The organism is Chryseobacterium sp. G0201 (assembly GCF_003815655.1).
Taxonomy (GTDB): Bacteria; Bacteroidota; Bacteroidia; order Flavobacteriales; family Weeksellaceae; genus Chryseobacterium.
In genome coordinates, this window is record NZ_CP033917.1 from 1,739,772 (window position 1) to 1,763,930 (window position 24,159).

Annotated in this window: 29 protein-coding genes; 21 read left to right on the top strand and 8 right to left on the bottom strand. The window is 34.9% G+C overall.

Annotated features, from left to right (window positions below; genetic code table 11):
* Window positions 1-181 precede the first annotated feature (181 nt).
* Together EG348_RS07810 and EG348_RS07815 are read right to left on the bottom strand one after the other, a co-directional pair.
* Window positions 182-694 (bottom strand): hypothetical protein, encoded by a 513-nt coding sequence (locus EG348_RS07810; protein WP_123982215.1) that lies wholly within the window; start codon window positions 692-694, stop codon window positions 182-184.
* A 71-nt stretch (window positions 695-765) separates the two neighbouring features.
* Window positions 766-1,149 carry a hypothetical protein gene (locus EG348_RS07815; RefSeq protein WP_123982213.1) on the bottom strand — a complete coding sequence of 128 codons (384 nt, stop codon included), beginning with the start codon at window positions 1,147-1,149 and terminating at the stop codon, window positions 766-768.
* Between the two features lie 469 nt (window positions 1,150-1,618).
* On the opposite strand from EG348_RS07815, the gene EG348_RS07820 reads away from it, so the two are divergent.
* On the top strand, window positions 1,619-1,921 hold the full coding sequence (locus EG348_RS07820; protein WP_123982217.1) for a hypothetical protein: 303 nt from the start codon (window positions 1,619-1,621) through the stop codon (window positions 1,919-1,921).
* Window positions 1,922-1,963: 42 nt separating this feature from the next.
* Window positions 1,964-2,194 (top strand): hypothetical protein, encoded by a 231-nt coding sequence (locus EG348_RS07825; protein WP_072410337.1) that lies wholly within the window; start codon window positions 1,964-1,966, stop codon window positions 2,192-2,194.
* 4 nt (window positions 2,195-2,198) lie between these two features.
* Here EG348_RS07825 and EG348_RS07830 read toward each other — a convergent pair whose 3' ends face one another.
* Window positions 2,199-2,621 carry a hypothetical protein gene (locus tag EG348_RS07830; protein ID WP_123982219.1) on the bottom strand — a complete coding sequence of 141 codons (423 nt, stop codon included), beginning with the start codon at window positions 2,619-2,621 and terminating at the stop codon, window positions 2,199-2,201.
* A 286-nt stretch (window positions 2,622-2,907) separates the two neighbouring features.
* On the opposite strand from EG348_RS07830, the gene EG348_RS07835 reads away from it, so the two are divergent.
* The 17 genes from EG348_RS07835 to EG348_RS07910 all read left to right on the top strand — a co-directional run bounded on the left by EG348_RS07835 (window position 2,908) and on the right by EG348_RS07910 (window position 16,919).
* Window positions 2,908-4,086: a DUF2586 family protein gene (locus EG348_RS07835; RefSeq protein WP_123982221.1), complete on the top strand. Its 1,179-nt coding sequence runs from the start codon at window positions 2,908-2,910 to the stop codon at window positions 4,084-4,086.
* A 2-nt stretch (window positions 4,087-4,088) separates the two neighbouring features.
* Window positions 4,089-4,523: a hypothetical protein gene (locus tag EG348_RS07840; protein WP_123982223.1), complete on the top strand. Its 435-nt coding sequence runs from the start codon at window positions 4,089-4,091 to the stop codon at window positions 4,521-4,523.
* Window positions 4,524-4,526: 3 nt separating this feature from the next.
* Window positions 4,527-4,850, top strand: a complete 324-nt coding sequence (locus tag EG348_RS07845) for a hypothetical protein (RefSeq protein WP_123982225.1) — start codon at window positions 4,527-4,529, stop codon at window positions 4,848-4,850.
* Window positions 4,851-4,921: 71 nt separating this feature from the next.
* Window positions 4,922-5,044 carry a hypothetical protein gene (locus EG348_RS21990; protein ID WP_262484307.1) on the top strand — a complete coding sequence of 41 codons (123 nt, stop codon included), beginning with the start codon at window positions 4,922-4,924 and terminating at the stop codon, window positions 5,042-5,044.
* Between the two features lie 22 nt (window positions 5,045-5,066).
* Window positions 5,067-6,788, top strand: a complete 1,722-nt coding sequence (locus tag EG348_RS07850; RefSeq protein WP_123982227.1) for a hypothetical protein — start codon at window positions 5,067-5,069, stop codon at window positions 6,786-6,788.
* A gap of 1 nt (window position 6,789) precedes the next feature.
* The gene (locus EG348_RS07855) at window positions 6,790-7,437 is read left to right on the top strand and encodes a DUF6046 domain-containing protein (protein ID WP_123982228.1); all 648 of its coding nucleotides are present in this window, start codon (window positions 6,790-6,792) and stop codon (window positions 7,435-7,437) included.
* The gene (locus EG348_RS07860) at window positions 7,418-8,395 is read left to right on the top strand and encodes a hypothetical protein (RefSeq protein ID WP_123982230.1); all 978 of its coding nucleotides are present in this window, start codon (window positions 7,418-7,420) and stop codon (window positions 8,393-8,395) included. The genes EG348_RS07855 and EG348_RS07860 overlap by 20 nt, the downstream gene beginning before the upstream one ends.
* Window positions 8,392-8,868 (top strand): hypothetical protein, encoded by a 477-nt coding sequence (locus EG348_RS07865; protein ID WP_123982232.1) that lies wholly within the window; start codon window positions 8,392-8,394, stop codon window positions 8,866-8,868. The genes EG348_RS07860 and EG348_RS07865 overlap by 4 nt, the downstream gene beginning before the upstream one ends.
* A 3-nt stretch (window positions 8,869-8,871) precedes the next feature.
* Entirely contained in the window at window positions 8,872-9,075 is a 204-nt protein-coding gene (locus EG348_RS07870; protein WP_123982234.1) for a hypothetical protein, read from the top strand.
* Between the two features lies 1 nt (window position 9,076).
* Window positions 9,077-9,358 (top strand): hypothetical protein, encoded by a 282-nt coding sequence (locus EG348_RS07875; RefSeq protein WP_123982236.1) that lies wholly within the window; start codon window positions 9,077-9,079, stop codon window positions 9,356-9,358.
* A complete protein-coding gene (locus tag EG348_RS07880; RefSeq protein ID WP_123982238.1) occupies window positions 9,342-9,647 on the top strand; it encodes a hypothetical protein in 306 nt (101 codons plus the stop codon). Before EG348_RS07875 ends, EG348_RS07880 begins: the two co-directional genes overlap by 17 nt.
* Entirely contained in the window at window positions 9,647-10,579 is a 933-nt protein-coding gene (locus tag EG348_RS07885) for a nucleotidyltransferase (RefSeq protein WP_228414845.1), read from the top strand. Before EG348_RS07880 ends, EG348_RS07885 begins: the two co-directional genes overlap by 1 nt.
* Window positions 10,569-11,027 carry a hypothetical protein gene (locus EG348_RS07890; protein ID WP_123982240.1) on the top strand — a complete coding sequence of 153 codons (459 nt, stop codon included), beginning with the start codon at window positions 10,569-10,571 and terminating at the stop codon, window positions 11,025-11,027. Before EG348_RS07885 ends, EG348_RS07890 begins: the two co-directional genes overlap by 11 nt.
* Entirely contained in the window at window positions 11,027-11,818 is a 792-nt protein-coding gene (locus tag EG348_RS07895) for a phage baseplate protein (RefSeq protein ID WP_123982242.1), read from the top strand. The genes EG348_RS07890 and EG348_RS07895 overlap by 1 nt, the downstream gene beginning before the upstream one ends.
* A 5-nt stretch (window positions 11,819-11,823) precedes the next feature.
* Window positions 11,824-13,539, top strand: a complete 1,716-nt coding sequence (locus EG348_RS07900; protein ID WP_123982244.1) for a hypothetical protein — start codon at window positions 11,824-11,826, stop codon at window positions 13,537-13,539.
* 135 nt (window positions 13,540-13,674) lie between these two features.
* The gene (locus EG348_RS07905) at window positions 13,675-15,390 is read left to right on the top strand and encodes a hypothetical protein (RefSeq protein ID WP_123982246.1); all 1,716 of its coding nucleotides are present in this window, start codon (window positions 13,675-13,677) and stop codon (window positions 15,388-15,390) included.
* Between the two features lie 251 nt (window positions 15,391-15,641).
* A complete protein-coding gene (locus tag EG348_RS07910) occupies window positions 15,642-16,919 on the top strand; it encodes a Y-family DNA polymerase (RefSeq protein ID WP_123982248.1) in 1,278 nt (425 codons plus the stop codon).
* A 25-nt stretch (window positions 16,920-16,944) separates the two neighbouring features.
* Here EG348_RS07910 and EG348_RS07915 read toward each other — a convergent pair whose 3' ends face one another.
* The 4 genes from EG348_RS07915 to EG348_RS07930 all read right to left on the bottom strand — a co-directional run bounded on the left by EG348_RS07915 (window position 16,945) and on the right by EG348_RS07930 (window position 20,900).
* The gene (locus EG348_RS07915) at window positions 16,945-18,084 is read right to left on the bottom strand and encodes a serine hydrolase domain-containing protein (RefSeq protein ID WP_123982250.1); all 1,140 of its coding nucleotides are present in this window, start codon (window positions 18,082-18,084) and stop codon (window positions 16,945-16,947) included.
* A gap of 93 nt (window positions 18,085-18,177) precedes the next feature.
* Window positions 18,178-18,996 carry a hypothetical protein gene (locus EG348_RS07920; protein ID WP_123982252.1) on the bottom strand — a complete coding sequence of 273 codons (819 nt, stop codon included), beginning with the start codon at window positions 18,994-18,996 and terminating at the stop codon, window positions 18,178-18,180.
* A gap of 110 nt (window positions 18,997-19,106) precedes the next feature.
* Window positions 19,107-20,648, bottom strand: a complete 1,542-nt coding sequence (locus EG348_RS07925; RefSeq protein WP_123982253.1) for a glycine--tRNA ligase — start codon at window positions 20,646-20,648, stop codon at window positions 19,107-19,109.
* A 51-nt stretch (window positions 20,649-20,699) separates the two neighbouring features.
* Window positions 20,700-20,900 carry a hypothetical protein gene (locus tag EG348_RS07930; protein WP_123982255.1) on the bottom strand — a complete coding sequence of 67 codons (201 nt, stop codon included), beginning with the start codon at window positions 20,898-20,900 and terminating at the stop codon, window positions 20,700-20,702.
* A 223-nt stretch (window positions 20,901-21,123) separates the two neighbouring features.
* Between EG348_RS07930 and EG348_RS07935 the strand changes: the two genes are divergently transcribed.
* Together EG348_RS07935 and EG348_RS07940 are read left to right on the top strand one after the other, a co-directional pair.
* Window positions 21,124-21,819, top strand: coding sequence for a pseudouridine synthase (locus tag EG348_RS07935; protein ID WP_123982257.1), 696 nt, complete (start codon window positions 21,124-21,126; stop codon window positions 21,817-21,819).
* Window positions 21,820-22,185: 366 nt separating this feature from the next.
* A complete protein-coding gene (locus tag EG348_RS07940) occupies window positions 22,186-23,223 on the top strand; it encodes a quinone-dependent dihydroorotate dehydrogenase (RefSeq protein WP_123982259.1) in 1,038 nt (345 codons plus the stop codon).
* Between the two features lie 30 nt (window positions 23,224-23,253).
* Here EG348_RS07940 and EG348_RS07945 read toward each other — a convergent pair whose 3' ends face one another.
* The gene (locus tag EG348_RS07945; protein ID WP_123982261.1) at window positions 23,254-24,138 is read right to left on the bottom strand and encodes a hypothetical protein; all 885 of its coding nucleotides are present in this window, start codon (window positions 24,136-24,138) and stop codon (window positions 23,254-23,256) included.
* Window positions 24,139-24,159 lie beyond the last annotated feature (21 nt).

Consider the following 24,159-nt stretch of genomic DNA (forward strand, 5'->3'; position numbering starts at 1 on the left):
TTGTGATTGTTTTTTTTAATAAATTATTAATGATCTTAAAATTTTACATTTGGTGTAAAGAGTGTGTAGATAAGAGGTACGACAAAACTTGACGTGTTTTTTATAAATATTATTTCATTGAATTGGTATTAAAAAGAAAAAGGCTACTCAATCGAGTAACCTTTTTTTGTATAAATTAATATTAAATATCTTTTACAATGAGGGTCGTTTCATTTGTTGTGGAGTCGTAATACCATTTAGCTTCTGTAACTACGCCGTGTATGTAATCCTGAGAAGTTGTGTCGCCACAAAAATGTTGGTCTCCCATGTTAAAATCAGGATCACCGGAATCGAGTGAAGTTCCTGCAACTTTGGTTTTAAACCAGTAAAAATGCCAACGTGCAAGATTGCCCATAGTTATTAATAAACCTGAGGGTGCATTTACATTTATTGCGGTTGAGGTAGTAGACGTTCGAACTGCCCATGAATTGATTGGTGGAGTAGCCAAGTAGCTAAGATTAAATGATTTTATATCCACCATGGTTCCTGCCGGAACTTTATAAAAAGTAAATACTTCAGGAGTGCAGTTCGTAAGAGAATTAGCAAATAATCTGCCTTCAATATCATAACTGGAGTGGTTATAAATATGCAAAGTACCTTGCGCAAAACTTGTAAAACCTAAGAATAATGCAATAAGATATATTAGTTTTTTCATATAAATAAATTTAGTAATTATTGATGTTTTACCTTCTGAATTAATGTAAAACGTTTGATATGATTGATAAATTAATTTTCAGATTTAATTTTTTTCTGAATGTCATTATACTTTTCAAAGTATATCTTTTGGGCTAACGAAATTGCTTGTTCTTTGCTGTTGGAAGTTCTGGAAGCGAGTTCCTGTTCGGAAATCCCGTTGGCGGAGATTAATTTTTTTGAAGCTAAATAAAGGATCTCTTTACTTCTTTCATTAAGCTCTGTAGAATTTCCATTTTTGGCTTTCTCTTCCGGAGTAGACAGGTTTTCCGGGTTCATAAGACTTTTCATGGCTTTGTCGAAGTTTACCATTTCATCGGACTTCATACTTTCAACATTGTTCACTGCCATATTTTCAGTTGAACAGGAAAGTATGCAGAATCCGCATAGTACCAACGATAAAATTTGTTTTTTCATAATTATTTTTGATTTTGTTTAACGAGTCTAAAATTAATATATTTTTCATTAAATGGTGATATTTTGTGATTATTTTTTAAAACAAATTATTAATAATGTGAAAATTTTACCTTTTAACAAAGTGGATGCTGATGAAAAGCATTTAGTCTAAGCGTAATTTTTAATACTTAAAAGCTGTATTTTATAGCTTATTAAAACCATAATAATTTTTTATTATAGAAATTAATTGATGGTCAATATTTTATATTAAATTTTCCTTATTTTTTATAATTAATGTTGAAATTTTTTTAAATGCGACAGGTTTTGACGTTTCCCATATTCATCTTTGCTTCAAGAAAAACATGAGGTCTTATACACAGGATAGACGAAAACAGATACCCATATAATTCTGGAAATTTCTATTAAAAAACATAAAAAGCACCTTACAAAATACCTTATCAACACAATATTAATCTGAATTTAAAAAAACATGGAAGTCATTAATTATGAAAATTCTACCCTCGCTTTAGACAGCATCTATAATGTCTTAAGCTGGTACGACAGGGTATCGTTACATACCTATATGCAAGGGAAAACTTTAGTAACACAAAAAGCTACAAAACTTTTAAAATTTGTCAAAAAAACCGAATGGTATTCTCCAAAGATGAGGTACAATCAAAATAATATGTTAGAATATTACGATGCTAAAACCGAAAATTGGTTGCTCGCTTCACAATATATTAAAAATCATCCGAGATTAACCACACAAATACAGGAATACCTCAATCATTAATTCTTATAAACTAAAAACCTAGTTATCAAAAAAAATATAAATATGAAAGGCACAAAACAATCTTTGGGAGCGCAGAGAAATAAACTACTTCGATATCAGCAGGTCATGGATGAATTCAACAAACATGACTGCAGATATACTCCCATTACCGTTATCTGGAGGGAGTTTATTTATCCTAAGTTTCACATTAGCAGAGATACCCTGTATCGTATCCTGAATACTCCAATAGAAGAGGAGCTTGAAAAAACAAATGCTCCTCATTCTTTTTCCTGATGAATTAAACATTAGTCACTTCAAAAGTATAGATTATTTTATATACAATCATTCCATTCGTGCGTTTTAAACGTTTATAATTCTTTCTTTTAAGAACGGAACAATTTTCAGCAGGGGAATAACCGTGTAATAAAGTATGTACTTTTTCCATAAGATCATGCTCGTTCCAGTTTTCAGCAGTTACATCCAGTCTTGGATTTGCGATGTTGAGTTTCAGTCTAAACATTCCGGTTTGCCTGTTTTTAGGTGTTTTCGTTTGGTCTCTACCGAGGTCATTATAAAATGCTCTTGATAGATTGAACAGGCAACAAGGCCAAGTCATGACCACCTCCGGATCTGTATTTAATTGTCCCCAATCTTCTCCGATATAATTGAATTCCGTGATGGTGGAAAGGCGAGTCTGAATGCTCTTTAAAATTGTCTTCATAATATATATGTATTGTTTTGAATGATGCAAAGCTCTGCTAATTTGATTCGGGATAAAATATTGAATATGAGAATCGTACAGCTACGTAAGAACGTCTTACAGATGTGTCTGCAAATCTGACAACTCTTTCCATATGAAGATTTAACGTCGCAACTTTGCCTCAGAAAACAAGAGATAATTATCAAAATTTAAATTTTTAAAAATGCTCAAATTTCAAAACGCAACTGTAAATAAGTTGCACAATTCTGTAAATAATAATTTAAAAAAACTCGTAAAAACAAAGTAAATGAACGGAGTAAAATTTGTAAGAGAAAATGGAGGTCTAAACAGATTATTATCTGGTGAAGATCACATTTCAGGATTAGTAGTTATCGGCGAAGGGGCTCTTGAAAGCCAATTAATACTATCAGTTGAGGAGCTGGCCGAAAAAGGGATCACGGTTGAAGAAATGCCGGTTACCTTTTATCAGATCAATGAATTTTTCAGGATCAACCCGGGATCAAAATTGTATGTAAAAGGAGTAGCGACTTCCGATGGAACGTACTCAGAAGTAAAACAATTACAAAATTTTGCCGAAGGTAAACTGAGAAGAGTTGCTGTATGTGACTTTAAAAGAGCAGCTTCAACACTTTCTGCAGCAGTAGGCAGTCTTAATCAGGTTGCAAAAGATCTTAGAGCGCTGAATATTCCTTTAAGTACTTTCTTGTCTGTAAAAGTTACAGATCTGGATATGCCAACATTGCCATCTTTACATACACTGAATGCTGAAAATGTAAGTGTCGTATTAGGTCAGGATATGGGAGGATTAGGACGTTTCTTATCAGGTACAAATCCTTCTTTAAGTGCTATCGGAGCTGTATTGGGAGCTAGTTCAAAAGCAAAAGTGCATGAATCTATCGCTTGGGTAGAAAAACAAAATCTGGTTTCAGCAGCATATTCAAAATTATTGGCTGATAATAACGAATTGGCAAGAGAGATGGATGTTTTAGGATTCTGTGACGGATCTTTATTAAGCTCTTATACGCCCCAGCAAATTCAGGCAATGAATGAGAAAGGATACATTTTCGGTATTAAATATTCAGGACAAGCGGGATCTTATTTTAATGACAGCTTTACGGCAACCAAAATGGATGAAGATTTTGCCTATATCGAAAACAATACGACTGTTGATAAGGCTATCAGAGAGATCAACAGAGTTTTAACACCTAAAATTTCTTCACCGGTATACATCGATCCGGATACCGGATTCCTGGAAAACTCATCTGTATCTGCTTTGGAAGTATTGTGTGACGACGTTCTTGACCAAATGGTAAGAGACGGAGAGATCAGTGGATATAAAGTATACATCAATCCTGCGCAACAGGTTTTGAGAGATTCAAAACTCGAGGTTGTACTAAAAATTGTTCCTGTAGGAACGCTAAGAGAAATTACTGTAAAAATAGGTTTAACATTAACAACTAACTAAAAATGGCATTAGAATTAGAACCATTAATCAATGGAAGAGAATATGGCTGGAGTGATATCGTAGTAAATATCGGCGGAGTGCCGGTAACAGGTATCAGAGCTGTAAAATATGAAGAGGAACAGGAAAAAGAAAACATTTATGGTGCAGGCAGAAACCCCGTAAGCAGAGGATACGGAAGGGTAAAAGCTACAGCATCTATAACATTACTGTCGGGGACACTTTTCGCCCTGAAATCTAAAGCTCCCAAAGGACAGCTTCACAGAATCGCACCATTTAGTGTTGTGGTAAGCTATCAGCCGGAAGCAGGACCTGTTGTAACGCATGTATTAAAAAATGCAGAGTTCAAAAAAACAGCTTTTGACTGGAAAGAAGGAGACATGAGCAAAGAAGTAGAATTAGAACTTTTAATCTCTCACATCGTAGATAAATCTTTATAAAAAATGAGTACAGAAAAATTAATTTGTGGGCTTACAGAAGCTCAAATTACCGAATTAAAAGCCCAACACGGGCTTTTAATTGAGGGAACAGTGAAACAAGGCGATAACGAATACAAGGCGATTTTCAAAGAGCCCAATTTCAAAACACTGGAAGCAACAGGTGCAATCGCAAAAAATAACGAAATCAAAGGAACAAAAGCTCTTTTTGACAATTGTATTGTTGCTGCAGATGACGCTATTAAACAAAGAGATTTTCTTCAGTTGAAAGCGGTGGAGTGTGTAGCCAATCATATGAATTCTTTTAGTGTTTCAGTAAAAAACTTATAAGCTCGCTAAATGGCGAGCAAAGTGAATACGAACGCTGGAAAGGGGATGCTCTTATACGATCCAATTTTCATATGGATCCTGAGGAGCTGAAACTTTCTCAATGGGCAAAACTTTACGCACAAGCTATGTGGCTGGAAAAATGGAAATTAGAAAATCAGGCTGAAATTTTAAGCAGCCTGTTTGGTAAAGAATAATAAAAGAATTTATGATAAAAAAATGGATACAATATTTAATTTAGAGTTATTACGGAGCGTATATGTTTTTAAGGACTTAAACAGTTCTATTAAAGATGTCAATACTTCCCTTGAAAAAACTACAAGCAGCATTCGGTCTTTATCTGATTCTTTTTCTTCTTTTACCAAATCTTCTGTTGAAAAAGTAAAAGATCTGTCGACTGAATTCCGAAAGTTAACAAAAAATATAACTGAACCTAAGATTGCTAAAATATCTTATAATACTACAGGGGCAATAAGTGAGATTACAAAGGTAAGTGCTGCTGCTCAGAATTTTTCTCAGATATCATATAAGGAGAATCTTAGTAAATCTACAAAGATTACTCAGCCGAATCAAGATGCTTCAGGACAGGAAAAAGATACAAAGGAAGAAGGCGATTCGTCTTTCTTATCTAAAGCTCAGGAAGTTATGTTGAAAATAAAAGATGTAGCAGATACTTTTAATTCAGTTTATGATGTTTTAGACAAACTAAAAATTATAAACAGACAAACTGCTACTTCATTAATTCCTGAAATGTTACCTGCCGCAGCGGAAGGAGGAGGACTTACGCTGATGCAAAGAATCTTACCTAGAATTATGCCCATGATTACGTCGATAAGCACGGGGTTAGAAGGGATAATGGCGTCTGTAGGTGTAGCAGGAGAAGCATTATTGGCCATTCCGGGTGTAAACGTAATCGTTGCTATTGCGGCAGCTATTATAGCACTGATTATTGCGGTGAAATTACTTATGGAGCATTCACGAAGTTTCAATCAAATGTTGGGATATATCGGAGGTGCAGGAAGAGCTGTTTTCCATAATATTGGTGTATATGCTACCAGAATTTGGCAATTGGTAATTAAGCCGATTATAGAATTTATTGTTTCAGGCTTCCAGTCGATATTTTCTACTATATGGGAAGTCATAGTTGCTATTTGGGGAGGTATTGTTTCTATCGTTAGCGGTATTTGGGAATTTATTGTGGGAGTTTACAACGCTGTAGTTGAGTTTACAAAAACAATTTGGGAAGTATTTGTTTCTATATTCCAGGGTATTTGGGATTTTATTGTGGGAGTCTGGGGTAATATTACAGAACTTTTTTCAGGATTTAAAACATGGATATATACCAATTTGCTCGAACCTCTTATGGATGCATTCAGCGGTGTTTGGGATTGGATTAAAGGCCTTATAGATGGAATTATTAATCGCCTTAGTAGCTTGTTTGAACCTGTGAAAAAATTGTTGAGACAAATATTCTCATCAAAAGGCACTCTGAATATTCATCAGGAAGGATTGAAAGGCGCTGAAAAGGCAGAAAAAGATTTCGATGTCAGAAAGGGCAAAAGAGATGCGGAGAAGCTTCTTGAAGAAAAAAAAGATGCTGAGAATAAAAATAGTAAATCTAAAACAGATAAAACTGCTGGATCTTCCTCTGTTTTCAGTAATCATACAAAACAACTGGATTTCAAAAACTTTGGAGCTTCTGCTTTAAGTAACGTTCAGTCTAGAAATTCTGCCTTCGGAGGAAAAGGAAGCATGAGCGGAGACTCAGGAATGGGCGGACAAAAATCTGTAGGAAACCTTAACATCACAAAACTAATTGAGAACATGAATATCTACAACCAAAACAGTACGATGAGCAAAGATGCAATCATCCAAATGGTAAGAGAAGCATTATTAACAGCGGTTGCAGATTTTACACTGGCTCAAAAAGATACTTATTAATATGGAAAAGTCAATATCATTTCAGTTTCCACCATTGGAACAAACGGTTAAAAGTGCAGGCGTAAATCTGGCCTATAAATTTGGGATGCAGACCTCAAAGCCTCTTATCCCAAAAGATAAAATGGAACCTTATTTCAGTGAGATTTCTGATAACATGGGAGTTCCTACATTATCCAGTCTTATTATTACGAATAAATCCGGAAAATCATTTGAGTTTGTAGACTGCATTATTACTGTAAATCAGGAAAAAAATATTGTATCAACAGCTTTACAGGGTAGAGACGGAACCATTAAAGAATATATAAGTAAAGGTGATTTTAATATAAGTATCATGCTTGGTATTGTAAATTATGCCGATATATACATTCCTAATGTTATTACAGGGCTGGCTACGGAAGCAACATACGCATCAGCAGAATATCCATTAGAGAGAATAAGAGAATTTCATGAGATTTTGGCATCAGATGAAACGCTTAGTATTTCTTCAGCTTTTTTATCAATTTTTAAAATAGAATCTGCTGTTGTCAAGTCTTATGCTTTAGAGCAGGAAACTTTTGGTAACAGGCAGAGTATCAAGATAGAAATGCTGTCTGATTATCCTTACGAAATACAATTAAAAGAGCAGAAGGATGTTGAAGTTAAGCAGTAAGATTACAATAGAAGGAGAAAAGACATGGGAATTTTATTCTCTTAATAATTGCTCTATCGTTCAGGATATTACAAGTCTTACGGATACCTGTGAACTTATCTTACCTAAAAAAATAGTTTGGCAGGGATTAGCGAATGATAATTTCAAAACACCTCTAAAAAGAGGAGATAAAGTAACGGTTGAATTGGGATATGACGGAAAACTGAAAACCAGATTCACCGGATTTATCAAAACAGTGGATGCCAAAACACCTGTTGTCATAAAATGTGAAGACAGTATGTTTCTTTTAAAACAGAAAAAAGTAATTCCAAAAGCTTTTAAAACAGCTCTTTTAAAGGATGTTATGAAACATATATTGGCAGGAACAGGAATCGATTTTAAATTGGTTGATGATACCCTGAAAGTAGGCAATTACAGAACCTCAAAACCAACCATCGCCGATGAGTTGCAGGAATTGAAGGAGAAATATATGCTTAATTCTTATTTCAGAACAATTGACGGGAAAAATGTTTTGTATGTAGGATTGATTTATCCGCTGGATAATCGTGAAAAATACAAATTCGTTTACGGAAAAAATATTATTTCCGAAAACTTTGAATATCAGGATCGAGACGAAATAAAAGCTAAAGTTGAAGCTATAAGTTTCGATGCCAAGCATCTGAAAAAGACTGTAGAATTGGGAGACAAAGATGGAGACGTCATTAAGATCAGAATTGACGGATTAACCGAAGCGGAACTCAAAAAATACGCACAGGAATCGCTGGACAGATATAAACAAGGAGGTTTAAAAGGATCTTTTGAAACCTTCGGCCAGCCTGAAGTCAATACATGTGATATCGTTGAAATATTTCCCAGTGAAGAAAAAAACGGAGTTTATTTAATTAAAAAAAATGAGATCTCATTCGGTGTCAATGGCTATCGCCAGAAAATCGAATTGGGACAACCATTATCACCATGAAAGATATAATTCAGGCTTTGGCCGCGACAGGAGATGAGGTATACGCAAAAATCTGCGAAGTACTTGAAGTTGATGAAGAAAATAAAACTGCAGATCTGAGACCTTTAGACGGATCTGCAGATATCCTGGACGCCTATCTGGTAACCGACGACGCAAACGGATCAATGTATCTTGAGCCCGCTAAGGGCTCTTTAGTTTGCGTTGTCTTTATCAGCAAGCAGATTGCATGTGTTGTGAATCCTTCTGAGCTTAAACAGTTTAGAGTTAAAATTAAAGGCGTTGAATTTCAGATGGATAAAGGAGGTTTTTTACTGAAAAAAGAATCCGAAACATTAAAAGCATTAATGACAGATCTTATCAAAGAGATCCGAATGATGAAGTTCACCACCAATACAGGAAGTACGATACAGCTGATCAACGAACCTCAATTATTAACCATTGAAAACAGATTTGCAAAATTTTTAAAAGATTAAAAAATGGCTATTTCAGAACAAAGACTTAAACAAACCATAAAAGAGGCAATGGAAACATGTCAGCTTGAAGAAAACGATCCCAACGGTTCTCTTGATAAAATAGCCGGAGCAATTGCAAAAGCTGTTATCGAGGAATTAAAAGCAGCGATCGTTACAGGTACATGTCCTTCCGTCGGTGGCCCATTAACTCTAGGAAAAATAACATAAGATGAAGGATTTTATTTTAGAAGACTATGATCTCAACATATCAGGAGGAGATTTTGAGATTGGCGAAAGCGACTCTCAAACCGTAGAGTTTGTATTGATGAGCAAACAGGGTGAATGGAAGCAGTATCCCGAAACAGGATGCGATATCGCAAAAGCCCAACACGGAAGCATCAATGTACTGTTGGAACGTAACATCAGAGTACAAATGCAGGCAGACGGATTCAATATAGAAAAATTGAAAATAATAGAAACAGGAATAGAAATTAATGGAAAATACAGCTGATTTTAAAGTATACGATCAACAGATCTGGGAAGATATTTCTATCTATCTGTACGGAAGGGCAGATTATGCAATGGACTTGGCAATATTAAACGGAAGTTCTGTTACTGATGATATTATGCCCGGAAAAACGATCAAAATATTTACAGATAAAGAACTTAATAGGTTGGTTCTGTATAGTTTGCAGAGTAATAATTCTATTCCCGCCACTGCGGTAGACGTTTCACAGATGGTCGTTGAGCCCGAAGGTATCGGATATTGGATAATCAAGAAAAATTTTATAGTAAAATAATGGCACGTAAAATAGAAGAAATACAACAAAGCATCCTTTTTGCCAAAAACACAGAAAAGGAATTGGATGATCTTACAACAAATAGTAAAACGGCTATCTGGCAACTTTGGATCTATATCGTATCTGTTGCTATATGGACTCTCGAAACACTTTTTGATAAACATAAAGCTGAGGTTAATGATGCATTGGCTCAATTAAAGCCACACTCTCCAAGATGGTATCGCAACAAAGCGTTGGCATTTCAGGATGGGTTTGATTTGATTGAAGATAGTGATATTTTCCGAGATGATTATTACGTTGTTCAAACAGATTCATGGGTAAAAGCAACAGAAGAGCAGATAAGAAATTCAAAGATCATAAAATACTCTGCAGTGACGGAGTCTACGGTTGAAAGTAGATTAATTATCAAGATCGCCACAGAAATAAACAATGAACTAAGCCCGATTTCAAATGACAAGAAAGATAATTTTGAAAAATATATCAATGAAATTAAGGACGCCGGAGTTAGAGTTACCGTTGTGAATTATGAACCGGATATCTTAAAACTTCAATTAAAAATATACCGAAATCCTCTTGTATTAGACGGAAACGGAACTCTTGTATTAGCCGGAGCAGGAGTAGGAGGCAATCCTGTAAAAGATGCCATCAGGCAATACATGAAGGATCTTCCTTTTAATGGAGAATTGATTTTAGCTCATTTGGTTGATAAACTACAGAAAATAGAAGGGGTAGAAATTCCTCACATCGAAGGAGCTTCCACGAGATGGATAGATTCATCATCAGGAGTTTATGGGAATTTTACAGGAGTAGATGTCAAGAAAATACCTAGTTCAGGGTACTTCAAAGTAGTATTTGCAGATGAACTGAATCCTGATGATCCGGAATATCCACAAAAATTTGAAAACTCAAGTACAATAGAATATGTGGTATAATGTAGATTTTGAGAAATTACCTGTCCGCTTTTTACCAACGTTTTTACGTAAAGCGAGAATGGTAGCTTGGGTAAAGTCATTATGTTATCCGATTGAAGAATTATATATTTTATGGAGTACTAATCGTAACGATAATTTATATAAACTCGGACATAATGGGCAGATCTGTTATTTACGGGGAGCGCTTAATCTAAAGTTTGATACCGAACAAAAACGTATAAGAATTGTGGAAGGAAACCAATATAAGTATCAATATATTTATTTGGATAACATCCAGCCTCGATTTTTAGGAACAATGTTTCTCTATCAGGACTCAGATTACGGAGATACAGGAGTAGATTTTATTGTAGAAGTTCCGATTGGATTAAAATACGATGACTACTCGATGAGAACAATGATAAATTTTTATAAACTGGCGTCTAAACGCTATAAAATTCAGGAGTACTAATGAATAAATTTGATTTTAATCAGATAGGAGGATTTCCTCTTTCAACAAATATATTGGATGGCATGCAAACAGCTTATTCGTTGTTTAATGCCTTGGGCGAGATTGCGGGTAATTTTGCCATTATTTCAGGATGTAATATCAATGGAAGCACAGTTTCCGATGGGGTAGTATACATTAATGGTGAGGTATTGGCTTTTAAAGGAGGACTTTTAGGCAGTACCGTTATTATTTCAGAAGACACGGAAAACAGGTTTTTCGAAAGTGGAGAAAGCAAAACGGTCTTACGTAAACGATTTGCTACTTTCGGATCAAGTGTGACAAACTATCCGTGGGTAGATTTTAAAAGAGTTTTCCCTTCTGTGCAGATACAAAGCTTTAAAGACAGTTTTGAGGCGAGATTAGTAGCTCTGGAAAACAGACCATCGCCAATTCCTGCCGGAATGATCGCTATTTGGAATAAACCGGAAACAGTACCAATCCCTACAGGCTGGCAAGAATGTGTTGACCTTAAAGGACGTGTTCCGGTAGGTTGGGATAATAATGATAACGATTTTGAATTTGTAGGGAAAATAGGTGGAGAGAAGAAGCATAAACTATCTGTTGCGGAAATGCCAAGCCATTCCCACAGTTTTGTAAGAAATTATGGAGAATCCAGAGGTGGTAAGTCTGATGGAACTACAGCACCACGAGATGGTGGAGGAGTTCTGCAATTAAATCCAACTGGTGGCGATCAGGCTCACAACAACCTTCAGCCTTATCGTGTCATTCGTTTCATTGAATATGTAGGATAAAAACCATGAGTACAGATAAAACAATATTAAAAAGCTGGTTCGTTACAGGCGAAAAACCTACACAGGATCAGTTCTGGGCGTGGATGGAAAGCTACTATCATAAAAACGACCAACTTCCCATGAACGCTGTTTATGGACTGGAGAATGCTCTGGCTAATAAAGCAGAAGCTTCATCTTTACAATACTTTGCCATTAAAGATGGAAGTAATATCACAAACATAGAAGATTGGAAAGATAAATTAGATATCAATCAATTAGATTTAAAAAAAGCTAATAAAGATGCTTCAGAATTATCGCAAGACAACATAAACGCGTGGAAAAGCGCCCTTAATGTAGGAGAGCTACCTGAAAATATTGCAACCAACGATGGAGAAGATGAGAATGGTGATCCCATTTCAGGAACATCTTACACCAAAGACCAAAGTGACGAAAAATATTATGAAAAGGTAGATTCTCAATATTTTAATTCAAATTATGTTCTGCTTGCAGATGGAACTCCAAAAGCAGCGGGAGATCTTGGGAAAAACATTGCCAATTCATCTCTTACTTCAATTGCTGGAGCAGGAATGACATTGGGTTCTGCTTATACGTGGAATACGGCAGCTCAGAATTTCAATATTACAGGTCTTGCCAATAAAGTGAATGACTCTTCTTTTACGAATATGTTGGTTCAAAACAACTCCGGACAGGTAGGATATGCAAATCTTTCTCAATTGTTTATGAAACTTCCTGAATATATGACTGTAACACAGAGAAATGATTGGATTTCAAAAATGAACGTTGATATTGCCAATACTTATCTACAGCTGATTACAGTAATTGACGGAAATTTTATTAACGGGACTCAAGATCATGTCATTACAATTTATGGGTTAAACATTAACAAACTTCAGGGGCTCGATCAGGTTACAATGGAATTAATAGGACCAGACGGAAATCCTGTTCCTGATAATATGTTTGATGTTACATCTTATTCTGTAAACAGTAACAGTGAATTGGCTGTAAGTTTTCATTTTGAGCCTTCTTACACTTTTATGACAGGAGAATATACTTTAAAAGTTATTCGAAAGCTTATTGTTCTTGGGGAAGTTGGCATTATAGCTTATAATAGTTTTTCAGATCAGGTAATTCCGGATGATGAGTTTATCTTAACGAATAACGGGATGGTAACTGCCACTTATGCAGGTGGAACATTTACTGTATCAGGTGTAAATTCTGGAAATACGGCGAAAATAGTAAGTACAAATCCACTTTCAGCATCTTCAGATTATGATATACGATTTACTGTCTCAGGGGTATTTACGGGACAAAATTCAGGTGCATCATTCTTAAACCGAGCAATTATATTTGGAGCAGGACTGTCTCTGGATGGCACCAATGTTCATGTTGGTGCTGGTGGCGGAGTTCAAAGTGAAGGTCTTGGGTTCATATATGGTAATGCTCTTAGAATTATGACGGGTGCTGCCAATACTGTTGGATATACTGTTTATTCAGATTCCGGACAACAGCAGTCGGTAACGGTTAAAGTATCATTGCAAAAACGAGGAAACAGATACAAAACTATTTTATATAAAGCGTCTGATAATAGTTTATTGTATGCGGGAACATTCAATAATTCTTCTATGGATCCTTTAAAGATTTTAATCTCATTTACTAAAACGGGAGTTGGTTATGGTTTAACAACTACAGCAACGGGAATAGCAAGGAGAACTTATATCTAAAATTTTCACAACAAAATATCTAATCAATACATCTGATTTAATTTTTATCATCCGTTGCTTAATGTAAAGTAACGGATGATAGATCTTACATTTTAATAAAAATAGGAAATCAGAGTATAACATAAATAAAAAAACATGAGTACAGATAAAACAATATTAAAAAGCTGGTTCGTCACCGGAGAAAAACCAACACAGGATCAGTTTTGGGCTTGGATGGACAGCTACTATCACAAAAACGAACTTCTTTCCATGAATGCTGTTTATGGATTAGAGAACGCTTTAGCCAATAAAGCAGAAGCTTCATCCTTACAATATTTTGCTATTAAGGACGGAAGTAATATCACGAACATAGAAGATTGGAAGGACAAATTAAATATCAATCAATTAGATTTAAAAAAAGCAAATAAAGATGCTTCAGAATTATCGCAAGACAACATAATCGCTTGGAAAACTGTGCTTAATGTAGGAGAACTTCCGGAAAACATTGCCACCAATGACGGAGAAGATGATAATGGTGATCCTATTTCCGGAACATCTTACACTAAAGAACAAAGCGATGAAAAATATTACCAAAAAGTAGCTCCTCAATATTTTGATTCTAATTATGTTCTGCTTGCTGACGGTACCCCAAAAGCGGCAGGAGATCTGGGAAAAAATGTTGCGAATTCTTCTTTGACTTCCATTGCAGGAGCCGGGCTTACGTTGGGTGCCGATTGGGCAATGAATACGGCTGGATTACCATATTCAATTACAGGCTTAAGTGATGTTTCAAATAATTCAACTTTCAATACATTATTGTCTCAAAACGCAGCTGGACGTATCGGAAAAACAAATGGAAAACAACCTTTCTTAAATCTTCCTACGATGCTTTCTGATGCAGAAAAAACAGCATGGAAAACAGAAATGAACGGAGGATGGACGACCAATACGATGAGTGTTGCCAATGTATTTCCAAATGTAATTAAATCAGTTGATTATGGTATTTTTGTTACCATTAATGGGGCTAATCTTAATATCAGCCCTAGTTCTGCCATAATCAGTCTTATTAATACTATTTCCGGGGCCGAAACAATTATTCCAAACTCGCAGATTACATATGGTGACCCGAATTTAATTTCTATTTGGTTTAAGCCTAATACTTTTGCAGATGGTGAGTACAGCTTTAAAATATTTAATGGAATTGCTACGGTTCAAACGAGTGGACTCAACAATATTATCATCACCAATAATGCTAATTCAGTTGATGTAAATGCACTTGTATGGGATAGAATGGCTTATACACAGTCAGAAGTAGGAAATGTAATCCAAGTTAATGGAGGTACGCTAGATTTTTTAACAAGTGCAAACAACAAACCCTTAACCGGTGATTTGCTGGTAGTAGGGTCAGCAAAATCAAATCAAATATTTGCAGGGACAGATAATTTTTCACTTAAAGGATATGTTATTTTAACTGGAAATTTACACTTGATTGGAGGAGGTTTAATAGGATTAGTGAATGCCAATAATAATAATAGCTTAACGATTGACGCTTTATCGTCCTTGAAAGTTACGATTGAAGGTAATAGCTGGGCTGATGTTAGAAAGTATCTTAATGAGCAGTCATCAAGCCGTATTTATGAGCTCCCAGGTTTTAATCAGGTGCGTGTAGATTTTGTGATTTCAAAAAGAAACAATATGGTTAGTATGAGTATAAATCATGGTACTGCTTATAATAATACTGCTCAGATATATCAAACCATTCAAAAAGTAATTCCGGAAAATACACCTTTATCAATTGCTTTCAAAGGGCTTAATGCTAATAGCTCAGGAGTGACAATAAAAGTAGTGCTGGAGGAAGCCTATAAATTTTAATTGAATAAAAAAATAAAACTATAATCAAAAAGCCAATCTATAATAGTCTCAGTATTACTGGGGCTTTTTTACTGAAATTATGTTATAAAAATAAGCAAAAATAAATTATTAATACGACAAAACTTGACGCATTTTAAATTTTTAATACTTTGAAAATTAATAATTTATATCTTGTGTTAAAGTCTCAATTAAACATAATATTCCATTTTAAAAGTTATAATTTTGTGTATTCAAATGTTCATTATTAAGTCATGTACGCTTTAGTAGATTGCAATAATTTCTTTGTTTCCTGTGAGAGAACTTTGGATCCTTCACTTGAGAACAAACCCGTTGTGGTGCTTTCCAACAACGATGGATGTGTTGTATCTCGAAGTAAAGAAGCGAAAGATTTGGGAATTCCAATGGCTGCCCCGGCGTTTAAGTACAAAGAGCTTTTTAAGAAATATGATGTTAAAAGTTTTTCTGCGAAATTTGAGTTGTATAATTTTAAAAGCCAGCAAGTTATTGAGGTTGCAACCTCTTATGTTGATAAAATGGATTTTGAAGTTTATAGCATCGATGAACTTTTTTTGGATCTAAAAAACTTTAAATACATTAACCTTTATGATTATTGTCTAGAAATCAGAAATGACATTAATAAAAATGTAAATATCCCTGTAAGCATAGGGATTGCACCCACAAAAACTTTGTGTAAAGTTGCCAATAGAATTGTAAAAGATTTTCCCGAAAAATTTAATGGAGTTTATGTTATGGATACTCCCGAAAAAATTGAAAAAGCCTTAAAATGGCTCAATATTGGAGATGTTTGGGGAATAGGAAGAAAACTTACTGCAAAAATGAATGACAGCGGAGTTTATAAAGCATGGGATTTGCTTCAAAAGCCTGAAATGTGGGTTCGAAAAGTAATGGGAATTCATGGTGTGCGAATGATTAACGAGTTGAAAGGAATCCGTCAGCTTGAGCTGGATTTTCCTTCTCCGAAAAAATCAATCGCGGTTACCAGAAGCTTTATGGAAATGCTGACGAAAAAAGATGAGGTGAGAGAGCGTGTGGAAACATTCGGGATGCATTGTTCGGAAAGATTAAGAAAACAAAATACCTGCTGTAAAATGGTTACGGTTTTTGTCCAGACCAATCGTTTCAGAAAAGATTTGCCGGAGTATAGAAATGCAATCACCAAAATTCTTCCAAATCCCACCAATTCTTCCATTATTATCGGTCGCGTTGTCAAAGAACTTTTCGAAGCGATTTTTAAAGAAGGTTTTCATTATAAAAAAGCCGGAGTTATTGTTAATGATTTTGTTCCTGAAGATCAAAGGTTGATCAGTCTTTTTGAGGAAGATACTCAAAATCAGCATTTGCCCGTGATGAGGGCGATGGATGCAATGAATAAAAAATACGGAAAAGATAAAGTTCGTTTGGGAAGTATGAGTGGAGAAAATACTTTCGGACGCGCACAATTATCTCCAGAATACGAAGCTTTCTTAAAAAATAATACGTTGAAGGAAGCCAACTTCAGATTCCACTAAAATTTTAGTTTTAGAAGTGTTTAAGTTATATTGTCTGAAATAATTTTACAGTTTCATTCACAAGAAATTTCGCCTGATCTGGTCTTCCTCTGTCATTTTTCGGATTATTGTTGAAGCTTCCCGTTCTTACGATCACCATATCATGTTCAGGAACCATAATAATGTATTGACCTTGAAGTCCTAAGAAATAATAATGTTTAATAGGATTGTCATGATTAATCCAAAGTCCCATTCCGTAAATTTCTTTAGATTTTTCAGTTGGAGTTCTCATTAAATTAATAAAATCTAAATTTAATAACTGAACATCCCCAATCTTCCCGTCATCCAAAAATAACTGCCCCAATTTTGCAAAATCTCTCGCATTGGAATGAATACAGCAATAGGTTTTCTCCATTCCGCTGTCGTCAACGCTCCATTCGGCATTTTGTTCCATTCCAAGAGGGATCCAGAATTTTTCGGATAAATAACTTGATAAAGACTGATCAATAGCTTTTCTAATTGCAAAACCTAACAATTGAGTCGATCCGCTTTGATACTCATATCTTTCTCCAGGTTCTTCTTTAAATCTTCTAGAAAAAACCGCTTTGGCGAGACTTCTTCCGTAGTACGCTTTAGCATTTGGACGAAAAGGATTGGCATAATCCTCATCCCAATCAAGCCCCGCTTCCATCTGAGCCAGGTTTTTTAGGGTGACGTTATTTCCAAATTCTTTGGTTTTAAACTCTTCATAGAAATCTGAAAATTTATCATCGATATTCTTGATCTTTCCTTCTTCTAAAGCTTTCCCTAAAAGCATCACCGTTACAGCTTTGGCCATCGAAAAAGAATTGGTTTTTGATAGCTGATCGTATCCGTCCCAATACTGCTCGTGAAGAATTTTCCCATGTTTAATGACTACAAATGCTGCGGTGTGGGATTGTTTTAAATCTTGAACGATATTTTCGGGTAACTCTTTTTTATTGTATTCCGAATCTTCTTCCCAAAGCTTGGGTTCTTCTGAAGCAATCGTATTTCTCGGGAAGAGTTTTCCATCATCAATATTAGCACTCGTTTTTCCTTTCAGATACGTTTTGGAAATCCCGCTGAATAAGTAATCATATCCGAAAATATAGGCTGCAGCTACTGTAATGGCTGCTCCGCCAATGATATATTTTAGTGCTTTCATTGTGAATTGGTCTTAAACAAATTTAAAATAAAATTGATAAGAAAATAAAAAAGCCTTGAAAAAATCAAGGCTGTATTTAAAAAAAGTAATAGCTTACTTATTATACTCGGTAAGGAATGTGTGCGAATTTGTAGGAAATAGTGTGCTTGTATAAGTTGTAACCGTTTTTGTAGGGAAATTGTTACTATTATAAGTGTGCACTGATGTATTACTAGTTTGCCCGTTGGTTGGACCACTATAAATACTACTTACTTTTAAAAGATTGTTGCTGGCAACGTCTCCCTCAGGTGATAACAGAAGATTTATCTTTAAAAATCCTTTTATATTTTTAGTTGGATTATTTTGCCCGTCATAAGTGTAGGTGTAGTTTCTTATATGTCCTTCATAGTTGGATGTTCCAGTAATAAGATTACCATTATTGGAAATGTAAACATCATACTGAGTAGATTTTATATCTGTATGTACTCCGGTTGCAGGATTGTATGTAGACGATGTGTATTCATTGTATTTCACATGATTATCACTTAGATACTGGAAGTTTTTTGTATAAACCAACGTTCCTCCAGAATGTTTGTTTGTTATTTTTTCAGCAGTAACTCTTCCGTTGGTGTAAGTGAATTCTCTTGTGTAAACTATCGCAGTACCCTCAAAATCCTCAGTTTTTACGATATTGTCTCCACTGTAAGTATACACTGTTTTTTCATTGGTACCGGCATCGTTTGTTTCTACTAATTTTGTTCCGTCATATTTAAAATTAACCACATAGGTTTGGTTATCCTGAGTAATTTCGGTAAATTTTGTTGGAAGGATGGTTGTTGGATCAATTGGTTGGTTTTCTTCTACAATATCAACCGAAGAGCTACAACTTGCCAGGGCAAATAATGCCAAAGACGAAATAATTAATTTTTTCATAGTTATTATTTAGAGTGTTAAAAAATTTCGCCAAAAATAATAATTTCTATGAGATAATTAGTGAATGTGGTATAAAAATAAAAAAGCCCTGATTTCTCAAGGCTTTCCATTTATATTTTTGAAAGTAAATTTCTAAAATTCGTTTTCTCGTCGATAATTCGTCTTAGTTCTGATACCGGAACTCTTTCCTGCTGCATCGTATCTCTGTCTCTTATCGTTACTGTGTGATCTGTTAGAGAATCGTGGTCTACAGTGATACAGTAAGGGGTTCCGATCGCATCCTGTCTTCTGTAACGTTTTCCGATCGCGTCTTTTTCTTCATAGAATAGGTTGAAATCGTATTTTAAATCGTTGAAGATATTTTCTGCATATTCTGCCAAACCGTCTTTCTTCATTAATGGAAGAATAGCTGCCTTAATTGGAGCTAAAGCCGGAGGTAGAGATAGAACAGTTCTTTCTGAGCCATCCTCCAATACTTCGTCTTTTAGGCAAGTTGAGAATATGGATAGGAATAATCTGTCTAAACCTACAGAAGTTTCAACAACATAAGGAACATAGTTTTCATTTCTTTCAGGATCGAAGAACTGTAGTTTTCTTCCTGAATGTTTTTCATGAGCTTTTAAGTCGAAATCTGTTCTTGAGTGAATACCTTCCAATTCTTTAAATCCGAATGGGAAATTAAATTCGATATCAGCCGCAGCATTCGCATAGTGAGCCAATTTCTCATGATCATGGAATCTGTAATTATCATTTCCTAACCCTAAAGCTAAGTGCCAGTTTAGACGTTTTTGCTTCCACTTTTCGTAGAATTCAAGTTCAGTTCCGGGAGCAACAAAGAATTGCATTTCCATTTGTTCGAATTCACGCATTCTGAAGATGAATTGTCTTGCAACGATCTCATTTCTAAATGCTTTTCCGATTTGAGCGATACCAAAAGGAAGTCTGTGACGTGAAGTTTTTTGTACGTTTAAGAAATTAACGAAGATACCCTGAGCTGTTTCTGGTCTTAAATAAAGATCCATCGCAGAATCTGCAGAAGCCCCTAATTTAGTTCCGAACATCAGGTTGAACTGTCTTACCTCAGTCCAGTTTTTAGAACCGGTGTCAGGATCAGCAATTTCAAGCTCTTCAATTAAAGCTTTTACATCAGCAAGATCTTCATTTTCCAATGATTTTGCCAATCTTGAAAGAATAGCCTCTCTTTTTGCTCTGTATTCCAAAACTTTTGGATTTGTAGCTTCAAATTGAGCCTTATTGAAAGAATCACCGAATCTTTTCGCTGCTTTTTCGATTTCTTTGTTCTCTTTATCTTCAATTTTCAAACAGTAATCTTCCACCAAAACGTCTGCTCTGAAACGTTTTTTAGAATCTTTATTATCAATCAATGGATCGTTGAAAGCGTCTACGTGGCCCGATGCCTTCCAAGTTGTTGGGTGCATAAGGATCGCCGAATCGATACCCACAATATTTTCGTTAAGCTGTACCATCGCTTTCCACCAATATTGCTTGATATTATTTTTTAGTTCGGCACCGTTTTGTCCATAATCATAAACTGCGGATAAACCGTCGTAGATCTCACTAGAAGGGAAAATAAAACCATATTCTTTAGCGTGAGAAATCACTTTCTTGAAAACATCTTCTTGCTTTGCCATAATTTTTTTAACGTCTGAAGTGCAAAAATAATGTTTTTTATTGGGAAAATATTAATATCGGTAAGAACCTACATTGGATATAGACATTAAAAAGTATCCGCCCAAACCGGCAATCAACAAAATACCGGCAATAATCAATAATAATATTCTTATTGTTCGGTGTTTTTTAGGATCTGTAGAGGCTAAGGTAAGGGCACCTGCAATGATAGAGATGATTATCAGTGATTTGAAAAAGCTAAAATAGTCTATCATAATTTGTAAACTTCCTGTTTTACGAATGTAAAGAAATTTGATGAAGGTTTTATTAAAAATTGGGTAAGAAGTTTTTCAGGAGCCGGGAACCTGCTTTCTCTACTCGCTATTTTTTGTAGTTTCGGGGCGGCGGCTCCGCCGCCGCCCCGAAACTACAAAAAATGAGCTCAAACATGCCGTTCAATCAGGGCTAAAATCAGTCGAAAATTTCTACTTTTGTCCCATGTTAGAAATTCTTTATCGCGACGAACATCTTATTGCCATCAACAAACCCAGCGGATTATTGGTTCATAAATCTTTTTATGCAGGAGAAGCCGATACTTATGCTATTCAGGAATTAAGAAACCAGATTGGACAAAAAGTTTATCCTGTGCATCGTTTAGACCGAAAAACTTCTGGTGTTTTGTTGTTCACTCTAGATAAAGATACATTGAGAATGATGAGTGATCAGTTTGCATCACGAGAAGTCGAAAAGAAATACATCGCAATTCTTCGTGGCTGGGCAAAAGAAGAAGAAACCATCGATTATGATTTAATTAATGAAAATGAAGTCAGGCAAAACGCAGTTACCTATTATCGACGTTTACAGACTTCGGAAATAGATTTGCCTTTTTTAAAACATCAGACTTCAAGATATTGTTTAGTAGAAGCCATTCCTGAAACGGGAAGATTTCATCAGTTGAGAAAACATTTTAAGCATATTTTACATCCGATTTTAGGCTGTCGAAAACATGGATGCAATAAACAGAATAAATTGTGGCTTCAAACATTTGAAATCACAAAAATGACGCTTCACGCCCATCAATTGATATTTAATCATCCTATTTCTAACGAAAGAATTATGGTAAATGCCACTATAGATGATGAATTCAAAAGAATAGGAGATATTCTGAAGTTTGATTTGAGTGCGTATTCGTAGTTTTTACATTTTTGTTACCCAAAAGTTTGTCATCCTGGAAGGATCTAAGCATAGTATTAGAAAATCAGATGAAAAATTTGAGTCTAGATTCCTGCGGAATGACAAAATTTGTTGTTATTCACAATGTTGAAATAAACGACTGTGACCCTAGCCCCGATTGAAATGAAAATCCTTTTTTACAAAAAAAGATTGTAATGGAAAGCGGGAAAAAGCTCCTTAAAATTTAAAATAAAAACTTCGTGTCAAAAAATTATCTCACTGATTTTACATTTTATAGATGATAGTTATAAAACATTTTTACATAAAATATCATACGTTAATCAACCATTAATTTTAAAATGAGTATTTTTGTAAAACTTTTTTTCAATGTACAAATCGCTTATTCGTCCGATTCTTTTCAAATTTGATCCTGAAGAAGTTCATCACTTTACTTTTTCGATGCTAAAGAATTTCGGGTTTCTCACTAAATTATTTTTCCCTAAACCTATTGAAGATAAACGTCTGGAAAGAGAAGTTTTCGGATTGAAATTTAAAAATCCAGTAGGATTGGCAGCCGGATTTGATAAAAATGCAGTGTTGTTTAACGAATTGGGAGATCTAGGTTTTGGATTTGTAGAAATCGGAACAGTAACCCCAAGAGCGCAAGTCGGAAACCCTAAGAAAAGATTATTTCGTCTGATAGAAGATGGTGGAATCATCAATAGAATGGGTTTCAACAACGATGGTTTAGAAGCAGCGATTGAAAAACTGAAAGGCAACAAAGGAAAAATCATCATCGGTGGAAACATCGGAAAAAATACAAATACAAGCCCGGAAAATTACACACAGGATTATCTTGATTGTTTTGAAGGTCTTCATCCTCACGTAGATTATTTTGTACTGAATGTAAGCTGTCCGAATGTTGGAAGTCATGCAAAACTGGAAGATGTAGAATATTTACGAGAGCTAATCACAGAAGTTAAAAAAATTAACCAGTCAAAATCTGTACAGAAGCCGGTATTACTGAAAATTGCTCCGGATTTGAACAATCAGCAGCTTGATGAAATTATAGAATTGATTGCAGAAACAAAAATCGACGGAATTGTAGTTTCCAACACATCGGTAAACAGAGAAGGACTGAAAACTTCGCCTGAAGTGTTAGAACAAATAGGAAATGGCGGTTTGAGCGGAAAACCTATTCGTGAGAGAAGCACAAAAATGATCAAATATCTTTCCGAAAAAAGCAACAGAGCATTCCCAATCATCGGCGTTGGCGGAATTCACTCTGCAAAAGATGCGATCGAAAAATTAGATGCAGGAGCGACTTTAATTCAATTATACACAGGATTTATTTACGAAGGTCCGGAATTGATCAACGAAATCAACAAAGAAATTTTAAAAAGAGCAAGCAGATTGCCGAGATAAATTAAAAGAGAGTTTTTAAAGCTCTCTTTTTTATTTTGACTTTCTAACAGATGCATTTTTTATATCAACCGTAAAAGTATAAGCTGATGTAGATTCCGTTTTGTTTATTGTAAAAGTTAACATTTTTCGGTCTTTGGATTTTGTTTCTTTGGTGTCATACATGTTTTCAAGACAGCTTTCTGTGAGAAATTCTTCGTAGTTTTTGTAATTCCAATCTTTTGTAAAGTACAAAACTCGGTAACCTTTCTCGCCTTCACTTGCGCCACATCTTCCACATGCATTGAAATTTGATGATTCTTCAAAATATAACAAAACACGATTCCCGTTTACTCCGGAAGCGTAAGATATTAATTGATTTCCGCCATGTTTGTTAATAAAATCAAATGTGTTGATCTTTTTGTTATTAGGCAAAATCAGGTAATTATTATACCGATAAATCATAGTATTACCGGTGAATAATTTTGCAGGCTGAATTTTTTCATTCAAATAAAAATTACCCAAAATAGGATTTTCTTTATCTTTTTGCTCAAAAAGAATAGATTCTTTAGGTTGTAAATTTTCTGCGATTTCTGTAGTTTTTTCTACTTTTTGGGGAGAAGTAATTTGATCTCTGAAACTTTTAGAATTCTGCTTTTGCCTGGTTCCAAAATTATACAAAGACAATTTTCCATAATCGTAAATGCCTGTTAAAGCAATTTTCTTTTGATATTTATCGTAATAATACCATCCGTCCACAAAATATTGATAGAGACTGCAGTCCGCAATTCCTGCAAAATAAAGTTGCATCGTGACAGGAACTCCCGCAATTTCTCCCTTGAAAACCTGAGATGAATCTGTTACTTTTTTTAATTCAACTTTCTGACAGAGAAATAATGGTAAGCTTAAAGAAAATAAGAGCGTTAAAAGTTTTTTCATGGTTTGGTTATCATTAGTTTA